Origin of the sequence: Microbacterium sp. HMH0099 (assembly GCF_049384025.1) — a bacterium.
GTDB lineage: Bacteria > Actinomycetota > Actinomycetes > Actinomycetales > Microbacteriaceae > Microbacterium.
In genome coordinates this window covers 519,248-527,142 of sequence record NZ_JBMRJR010000001.1, presented here as the reverse complement: position 1 = coordinate 527,142, position 7,895 = coordinate 519,248, and the positions used below count along the sequence as shown (strand labels likewise).

The window sequence follows — 7,895 nt, the reverse complement described above, 5'->3', positions numbered from 1 at the left end:
CCCCCCCCCCCCCCCCCCCCCCCCCCCCCCCCCCCCCCCCCTCGACCCTGCGCCCGGCGGGCGAGGGAGGAAAGACCATGACCGAACCGATCCTGCGCATGACGGGGATCTCCAAGTCGTTCAATGGGGTCCCGGCGCTGGCCGACGTGTCGATCGACGTGTACCGCGGCGAGGTCCACGCGGTGTGCGGTGAGAACGGCGCCGGCAAGTCGACGCTCATGAAGGTGCTCAGCGGCGTCTACCCCGCCGGCAGCTTCGAGGGGACGATCACCCTCGAGGGCGAGGAGATGGCCTTCCGCTCCATCAACGACAGCGAGGCCGCCGGCATCGTCATCATCCACCAGGAGCTGGCCCTCAGCCCGTACCTTTCCATCGCCGAGAACATCTTCCTCGGCAACGAGAAGTCCCGGCGCGGCGTCATCGACTGGAACGCGACGAACACCGCCGCGGCCGAGCTGCTCAAGCGCGTCGGCCTGCGCGAGAACCCGGCGACCAAGATCTACGAGCTGGGCGTGGGCAAGCAGCAGCTGGTCGAGATCGCGAAGGCGCTGGCCAAGGAGGTCAAGCTCCTCATCCTCGACGAGCCCACCGCCGCCCTCAACGACGACGACTCGGCGCACCTGCTCGACCTCATCGACCAGCTGCGCACCCAGGGCATCACCTGCATCATCATCAGCCACAAGCTGAAGGAGGTGCTCCGCATCTCCGACCGCATCACGATCATCCGCGACGGCCGCACGATCGAGACGATGCTCCGCTCCGACCCCGAGACGGACGAGGGCCGCATCATCCGCGCGATGGTCGGCCGCGACCTGAACAGCCTCTTCCCGCCGCGGGAGCCCGACATCGGCGACGAGCTGTTCCGGGTGGAGAACTGGACGGTGCACCACCCCGTCGACACCGAGCGCGTCGTCATCCAGAACGCGTCTTTCATGGTCCGCGCCGGCGAGATCGTCGGCTTCGCCGGGCTCATGGGCGCCGGCCGCACCGAGCTGGCGATGAGCATCTTCGGCCGCATGTACGGCACCGGCATCTCCGGGGAGGTCTACAAGAACGGCAGGCAGATCGACGTGCGGACGGTGGACGCCGCCATCAAGCACGGCATCGCCTACGCGACCGAGGACCGCAAGAGGTACGGGCTGAACCTCATCGGCGACATCCAGGTCAACGTCTCGGCATCCGCCCTGGCCCGTCTCGCCCGGCTCGGGGTCGTGGACCGCTACCGCGAGTACAAGGTCGCCGACTCGTACCGCTACAAGATGAACATCAAGGCGCCCAGCGTCGCCGCGATCACCGGACGTCTCTCCGGCGGGAACCAGCAGAAGGTCGTCCTGTCCAAGTGGATGTTCACCGGACCCGACGTGCTGATCCTCGACGAGCCCACCCGGGGCATCGACGTCGGGGCCAAGTACGAGATCTACGGGATCATCAACGAGCTCGCGGCCCAGGGCAAGGCCGTCATCGTCATCTCGTCGGAGCTGCCCGAGGTCATCGGCCTCTCCGACCGCATCTACACGATCTCCGAGGGACGCATCACGGCCGAGGTCGGCCGCGACGACGCCACGCAGGAGAACCTCATGCGGCACATGACCGCCGGAAGGAACTGACAGCAATGGCCACCGCATCCACCCAGACGGTCGAGGCACCGACGCAACCGGGTCCGCGACGTCGCGGCATCCTGGCGCGCATCAACTTCCGTCAGTTCGGCATCCTCGCCGCCCTCGTCATCATCATCGCGCTGTTCCAGGTGCTCACCGGCGGCCGTCTGCTGCTGCCCGGCAACGTCAACAACCTCATCCAGCAGAACGCGTACGTGCTGATCCTCGCCATCGGCATGGTGATGGTCATCATCGCGGGCCACATCGACCTGTCGGTGGGCTCCGTCGTCGCGATGGTCGGCGCGATCGCGGCGATCTCGATGAACCAGTGGGGCCTGCCGTGGTACCTGGCGGTGGTGCTCTCGCTGGTCGTCGGTGCGATCGTCGGCGCGTGGCAGGGCTTCTGGGTCGCGTTCGTCGGCATACCGGCCTTCATCGTGACCCTCGCCGGCATGCTGCTCTTCCGCGGACTCACCCTCGTGCTGCTGACCGGCGGCACGATCAGCGGCCTGCCCGACGGCTTCACGGCCATCGGTGCCGGCTGGCTGCCGCCCGCGCTCGGCTACCTCGGCAACTGGGACGCCCTGACGCTCGTGCTCGGCGCGATCGCCAGCGCCGCGCTCGTCGTCCAGCAGCTGCGTACCCGTGCCACGCTCCGCCGCCTCGACCTGCCGCGCGAGGTCGCCTGGTCGTTCTGGCTGAAGAACGCCGCCGCGGTCGTCGTGATCATGGCCGCCGCCTTCACGCTCGCGACCTACAACGGCACCCCCATCGTGCTCATCATCCTGGCCGTGCTCGTGCTCGCCTACACCTTCGTGCTCAATCGCACGACGTTCGGCCGGCACATCTACGCCATGGGCGGCAACCTCTTCGCCGCGATCATGAGCGGTGTGAAGACGAAGTGGGTGAACTTCTTCATCTTCGTGAACATGGGTGCGCTCGCCGGTCTCGCCGCCGTGGTCAGCACCGCGCGCGCCGGCAGCGCCGTCGCCGCCGCCGGGCAGAACTACGAGCTCGACGCCATCGCCGCGGTCTTCATCGGCGGCGCCGCGGTCCAGGGCGGCATCGGCACGGTCGTCGGAGCGGTGGTCGGCGGCCTCGTCATGGGCGTGCTGAACATGGGTCTGTCGATCCTGAGCGTGGATGCCGCCTGGCAGATGGCCATCAAGGGCATCGTCCTGCTGCTGGCGGTGGCGTTCGACATCTTCAACAAGCGCCGCAACGGCGGTGTCTGACCGGGATGGGGAGCGCGGCCGCGGGCCGCGCTCCCCATCCCTCCCCGCGTCGGTCACTGCGGGCCGCGGCCGCGCCGATCATCGGGTCGGCGGCGTTCGGCTTCCGGTGGGTGGGATGATGGGGGAGGTGCGCCCCTCATGACCCCTGCCGTGTTCGAGCCCGCGACGCCGCTCGCACCCCCGGCCGGTCGTACGACCAACGACCTGATCCGCCAGCAGAACCTCGCGTCCGTGCTGTCGTTGCTCCACTCCAAGGGAGCGCTCTCACGCGCGCAGCTGGGGGCTACGACCGGTCTCAACCGCTCGACGGTGACGGGGCTCGTGATGGAGCTGACCGAGCTGGGGCTCGTCCGCGAGGCGCCGGGCGGGGAACGCACCGGCAAGGTCGGGCGCCCCATCCTCGACATCGAGCCGGAGGATCACGTCGCGGCGCTGAGCGTCCGGGCGGAGCCGCACGCCGTGACCGTCGCCCTCGTCGGTCTCGGCGGCGTGGTGCACGCGCGTCTGCGCCATGACACCGCCAGCGCCCCCTCCCCGCGCCGCTTCGTGCAGATCGTCGCCTCGTCGGTCGAGGCCATGCGCGCCGACATCGACCGCCACTACCGCGTCGTCGGTGCCGGGCTGGCCGTCCCCGGCCTCGTCAACGCCAACGGCTCGGTGCTCGTGTCGCCGACGCTCGGCTGGAAGCGCGACCCCGTGTCTGCGCGCCTGTCCGACGAGCTCGGCATGCCCGTCGCCGCGGGCAACGACGCCAGCATCGGCGCACTCGCCGAGTCCCGCTTCGGCGTCGGGGTCGGCGTCGGCAACCTGCTCTATCTCGGCGGCGCGATGCACAGCATCGGCGGGGGTCTCATCATCGATGGCACCCTCCTCCGCGGGACGTCGGGCTACGCCGGCGAGCTCGGTCACACCGTGGTGGACCCGCGAGGGCGTGCCTGCGTCTGCGGACGCCGGGGATGCCTCGAGGCCGAGGTGAGCCTGGACATCCTCGAGCCCCTGCTCGGTCGGCGCAAGCTCGACGAGGACGAGCTGGACGTCGAGCTCGGCGTGGCCCGCGACCCCCGGGTCATGACCGAGGTCACCCGCCAGGTCGAGATGCTCTCGCTGGCTTTGACGAACTTCGTGAACGCCTTCGCCCCCGAGACCGTGGTGCTCTCCGGCTACCTCGGCGCGCTGCTGTCCGTCAGTCGCGAGCGTCTGGCCGACGCCGTCCGGGTGCACCCGCTCGGCGCGGAGGGGCGGGCGATCCGCCTCGAGCGCGCGCACCTGCGGTCGCGGCTGATGCTCGTCGGACCGGCGGAGCTGGCCTTCGCCGACCTGCTGTCCAACCCGGCCGGCTTCCGCGGCTGACCCCGGCCGGCCCGACTTTTTCCCGGCGTCGTCGTCGTCCGTCCTGCGGAGTCGGCGGCCGACACGCCGTTCCCGCCGCCCGTAGGACCGGCGTGCCGTCCCGAAGTCCGCACGACGGTTGTCAGGGCCGTTCCGATGGATGCCGGCCGTGGCATCCCTTCTTCTCCGTCCTGCGGAGTTGGCGGCCGACACGCCGTCGGGGACGTCTCGCCGCTCGGCGTGTCGTCCCGAAGTCCGCACGACGGTTGTCAGAACCGTTTCGATGGATGCGGGCCGTGGCATCCCTTCTTCTCCGTCCTGCGGAGTCGGAGGCCGACACGCCGTGAGGGCCGTCCTGCCGCGCGGCGTGTCGTCCCGAAGTCCGCGCGACGGTTCTCGAAGCGACCCGAATGGATGCCGCGGGCCCGACCGACTCCGGAGGACGGACCCGGAAGGACCCGGCGTCAGCCGCCGATCACCACGTTCAGCGGCTCCTCGCCGCGATGAAGTCGCTCGATCTGGCGCCGGACGAGCCGGGCGATGCGGGGACGCATGGCATCCGTCGCCCCTCCCACGTGCGGGGCGATGAGCACGCCGTCGAGGCTCCACAGCGGGTGATCGGCCGGGAGGGGCTCCGGGTCCGTGACGTCGAGGGCGGCGCGGATGCGGCCGCGGCGAACGTGGTCGACGAGCGCGTCCGTGTCGATGAGAGGGCCGCGGCCGACGTTCACGACCAGAGCGCCGTCGGGCAGGGCGGACAGCGCATGGTCGTCGATGACGTGGCGGGTCGCGTCGCCGCCGGGGAGCGAGGCGATGAGGATGTCGGTCTCGGCGAGCACCTCGTCGAGCTTGCCGAGGGGGAAGACCTCGACGTCGTCCTGCAGGCGCCCGTGCGAGGCGACCGCGCGCAGCTCGACCTCGAAGGGCTTCAGCCGGGCGGCGATCGCGCGGCCCACACCGCCGAAGCCGAGGAGGGTCACGCGGGCGTCGGCGAGGCCGGCAGCGCTGCCGCCGGTCCAATCGCTGCGGTCCTGCGCGCGCACGAAGTCCGGGATCCGACGCTGGGCTGCCAGGGCGAGCGTCACGGCGAGCTCCGAGGTGGCGGTCTCGTGCACGCTCGAGGCGTTCGCGAAGACCATGCCTTCGGGCAGTCGGCCCTCGATGTTGTCGTAGCCGATCGACTGGCCCTGCACGAAGCCCACCTCGACCGACGAGAGGCTCTCGATGACGTTGTCCATCGACATGTACGGCGGGACGACCATGTCGAAGCGCTCACGCGGAGCCGGGCTCTTCATGTCCCACACCACCACCTCGACGCCGTCGGGGAGGTCGCCGAGGTCGTCGGCGAGCTGCGCGGAGGGGACGGACACGACGAGGGGGGTGGAGGAGGTCACACGTCCACGCTAACTCGGCGCCCTGCGGACCCCGGCGGGGGTTGCGGCGGGAGTCGAGCGGGTCGGACGGAGGGGATGCCGCGAAGGGAGGGCCGTTTGAGGCGGTGGCATCCTCCGCTCCCGACATCTCCTCCCCTCACCCCCGGCAGAGGGACAGAGGCCTCGCCCGGGGCGTGACGGGATGCCGCGGAGGCGCGGCCGCGCCGGCTGCCGAGGGGTGGCGGGTGAACGGGCTGGTGAATTGAGCGACGCTTCGGTGCTTCCACGGGACGCTGTCCGGATAATGGCGCTCGGCGAATTACTGGTGAGGGTGCTGGGAAGGATCCTTCACATGGGTATTTACAAAACGCGGTTTAGGCTTCTGAGGAGGGCGAGGGTTGTCCTTCTGGCAGTGTCTCTGGCGGCGGGCTCGCTGCTGTTCACTGCCCCGGCCGCTTATGCAGGAGATTGCAGAGGGATATTCTGCGGTCGGATAACCAACGCAAATGACTCGCGTTACACCATTCTCATCGGCGCAGATTGGTATGCCAGCCAGGGTAGGCCTACTGGAAGCACCCGCAACTTGCGTCCTGGCGAGAGTTCAAGCGATTTCATCAGAGATGTGGACGGCTACCTTCTCGTCCGGGGGGTTTGCGCCTGATTCTACGGTTCAGGCGGAACTACACAAGCAAAAAATTACGTCACAGGCGACGGAAAATGGCACAAGATAAATGACACATTCAACTACACGCTGCACACCTACAAGTGTTGAGGCGAAATGATTCGCGAACGGGTCATGTGGATTGCGCTGCTGAGTTTGTCGGCGGGGGTGACGATGCTTGTCTGCCTCACCTTGCCGGCGATCGTGGCGGCGACCTTCACGGCGGGTGATATTCCGGCCGCCGTAGCTCCGCTATCGGCAATTCTCTGCGTCATCGCGCTGGTCGCGCATGCCACAGTCATCGCGGGCGTGGCACGGTCGCGAGGCTGACGGTCCCGCGCCGAGAGAGTGGACATCCGGATAGGACAACCGCTCATTGTCAGTGGTGCGCCGCTCGCTCCCACCAACCGCCCCGTCAGCGGACGGATCCATGTTGCAACCGCCGCCTGATTCATCCCAGCGGGAGATCCGTAGACGAGGTCTTTGCGAGCAGGTCTTCCCTGTCGGGTAGGAGCGGGCGGCGCTACGGCGCCCACGAGAGAAGGGAGACAGGATGCCGCGAAGTCGCGCCCCCTGTCCGCCGACGGGCGCGGGGATGAAGGAGGCGCGGCCGCGGCCCCGAGGAGGACCGCGGGACGACGTCAGGCCGCGGCGCCGACCACCGCGGCGACCGCCGAGGTGAAGAAGTTGAGGCCGTCCACGCCGGAGCGCATGGCCGCGGGGGTGGCGGGACCGAATCCCGGCTCGACGGCGTGCTCCGGGTGCGGCATGAGGCCGACGACGTTGCCGCGCTCGTTGGTGAGGCCGGCGATGTCGTCGAGCGACCCGTTCGGGTTCACGCCCAGATATCGGAACGTCACGAGGCCCTCGCCGTTCACGCGGGCCAGGGTCTCGGCATCCGCGATGTATCCGCCGTCGGCGTTCTTCAGGGGGATGACGATCTCGTCGCCCTCGGAGAAGTCGCTCGTCCAGGCGGTCGAGGCGTTCTCGACGCGCAGACGCTGGTCGCGGCGGATGAACTGCTGATGGGCGTTGCGGATCAGTCCGCCGGGCAGCAGGTGCGCCTCGACGAGCATCTGGAAGCCGTTGCAGATGCCGAGGACGGGCATGCCCTTGGCGGCGGCGTCCTTGACCTCGGCCATGATCGGCGCGAAGGCGGCGATGGCGCCGGCGCGCAGGTAGTCGCCGTAGCTGAAGCCGCCGGGCAGGACGAGCGCGTCCACGCCCTTCAGATCGTGCTCGCCGTGCCACAGGGCGACGGGCTCGCCGCCGGCGAGGCGGATCGCGCGCTGCGCGTCGCGGTCGTCGAGCGACCCCGGGAAGGTGATGACGCCGATACGGGCGGTCACTCCACGACCTCGATGTTCACGACGTCCTCGATGACCGAGTTCGACAGCATCTCGTCCGCGAGCTCGCGTGCGCGGGCCAGGGTGGCCTCGTCGACCTCGCCCGCGACGGTCAGCTCGAAGCGCTTGCCGATGCGGACGTCGGAGAAGCGGTCCTCGCCGAGACGCGACAGGGCGCCGGCGACGGCCTTCCCCTGCGGGTCCAGGAGCTCGGCCTTGGGCATGACGTCGACGACGATGGTGGGCATTGCAGCTCCAGGGTCGGGAGGGGTGTGGATGCCATTCTACGCAGCGCCCGCTCCCCGCGCTGCGCCGCCGCCCCCTGCCGTCCGCGGCAATGCGCCGGGGACAGG

At 69.5% G+C, this 7,895-nt stretch carries 7 protein-coding genes; 4 read left to right on the top strand and 3 right to left on the bottom strand.

Going from position 1 to position 7,895, the window contains the following annotated elements:
- The first annotated feature begins 77 nt into the window (after positions 1 to 77).
- The 3 genes from mmsA (at position 78) to ACO03V_RS02275 (ending at position 4,183) form a co-directional block, all read left to right on the top strand.
- Positions 78 to 1,607 carry a multiple monosaccharide ABC transporter ATP-binding protein gene (mmsA, locus tag ACO03V_RS02285; RefSeq protein ID WP_423136453.1) on the top strand — a complete coding sequence of 510 codons (1,530 nt, stop codon included), beginning with the start codon at positions 78 to 80 and terminating at the stop codon, positions 1,605 to 1,607.
- Between the two features lie 5 nt (positions 1,608 to 1,612).
- Positions 1,613 to 2,833: a multiple monosaccharide ABC transporter permease gene (gene mmsB / locus ACO03V_RS02280; RefSeq protein ID WP_367734195.1), complete on the top strand. Its 1,221-nt coding sequence runs from the start codon at positions 1,613 to 1,615 to the stop codon at positions 2,831 to 2,833.
- Positions 2,834 to 2,971: 138 nt separating this feature from the next.
- Positions 2,972 to 4,183 (top strand): ROK family protein, encoded by a 1,212-nt coding sequence (locus tag ACO03V_RS02275; protein ID WP_367734197.1) that lies wholly within the window; start codon positions 2,972 to 2,974, stop codon positions 4,181 to 4,183.
- 443 nt (positions 4,184 to 4,626) lie between these two features.
- On the opposite strand, the gene ACO03V_RS02270 is transcribed toward ACO03V_RS02275, so the two are convergent.
- Positions 4,627 to 5,556 carry a 2-hydroxyacid dehydrogenase gene (locus ACO03V_RS02270; RefSeq protein WP_423136452.1) on the bottom strand — a complete coding sequence of 310 codons (930 nt, stop codon included), beginning with the start codon at positions 5,554 to 5,556 and terminating at the stop codon, positions 4,627 to 4,629.
- A gap of 757 nt (positions 5,557 to 6,313) precedes the next feature.
- Between ACO03V_RS02270 and ACO03V_RS02265 the strand changes: the two genes are divergently transcribed.
- Positions 6,314 to 6,526 carry a hypothetical protein gene (locus ACO03V_RS02265; RefSeq protein ID WP_423136451.1) on the top strand — a complete coding sequence of 71 codons (213 nt, stop codon included), beginning with the start codon at positions 6,314 to 6,316 and terminating at the stop codon, positions 6,524 to 6,526.
- A gap of 311 nt (positions 6,527 to 6,837) precedes the next feature.
- Here ACO03V_RS02265 and purQ read toward each other — a convergent pair whose 3' ends face one another.
- Positions 6,838 to 7,545: a phosphoribosylformylglycinamidine synthase subunit PurQ gene (gene purQ / locus ACO03V_RS02260; RefSeq protein ID WP_423136450.1), complete on the bottom strand. Its 708-nt coding sequence runs from the start codon at positions 7,543 to 7,545 to the stop codon at positions 6,838 to 6,840.
- Positions 7,542 to 7,790 carry a phosphoribosylformylglycinamidine synthase subunit PurS gene (gene purS / locus ACO03V_RS02255; RefSeq protein WP_367734206.1) on the bottom strand — a complete coding sequence of 83 codons (249 nt, stop codon included), beginning with the start codon at positions 7,788 to 7,790 and terminating at the stop codon, positions 7,542 to 7,544. Before purS ends, purQ begins: the two co-directional genes overlap by 4 nt.
- Positions 7,791 to 7,895: the final 105 nt, after the last annotated feature.